This window comes from Delftia sp. ZNC0008 (assembly GCF_000799035.1).
Lineage (GTDB): Bacteria > Pseudomonadota > Gammaproteobacteria > Burkholderiales > Burkholderiaceae_C > Comamonas > Comamonas tsuruhatensis.
The window spans coordinates 1-661 of record NZ_JTKZ01000127.1; the positions used below are offsets into that span (position 1 = coordinate 1).

Consider the following 661-nt stretch of genomic DNA (forward strand, 5'->3'; position numbering starts at 1 on the left):
TCGCTGCCAGCTTTGCCGTGTGCATCAACACGCTGAGCGCCGCCGCCGCCATCTGGACGCTGCGCAGCCGCGCGCCGCGCGCCATGCTGCAGTTCGGCGGCAGCGGCCTGCTGGCCGGGGTGGCCCTGCTGCTGGTCGGCGCCCATCTGCAAAGCCTGCCCCTGGTGCTGGGGGCATCAGTGGTGGCGGGCGCGGGCTTCGGCGTGGGCTTCCAGGGCGCGCTGCGCAGCGTGATCCCGCTGGCCGAGCCGCACGAGCGCGGCGCCCTGATCTCGGCCATCTACATCGCCAGCTACCTGGCGTTCAGCATGCCGGCCATCGCGGCGGGCATGGCCGCCGCGCGCTTCGGCTTGTTGCCGGTCACCTATGCCTACGGCCTGATGCTGATGCTGTTCGCGGGCCTGGCGCTGGCGGGAACGCGCCAGCCCAGGCCGGTGGTGGTGTCCTGATGCGTTGGCTGGAAAAATAAAACCATAGCAATCCAGCCTTACTCCACCTGATGATCAACGGGAAATAAGGGAGAAAATCTCAGCGGCAGCGCAAAAAAAGTCCAGCGGAACTTGCAGGATGGGCAGGGCTTGTTCGGCATACGGGGAGTCACGCCACTTTTCCCAGCCACCATGCCACGCCCGAACTCCCGACAGCCCCAGCACGGACGCGG

The 661-nt window shown here is 67.5% G+C and carries 1 pseudogene; it reads left to right on the plus strand.

Features of this window, described 5'->3' with window-relative positions:
• Nucleotides 1-449: pseudogene (locus L995_RS04590) on the plus strand (MFS transporter); the annotation flags it as partial.
• Nucleotides 450-661 lie beyond the last annotated feature (212 nt).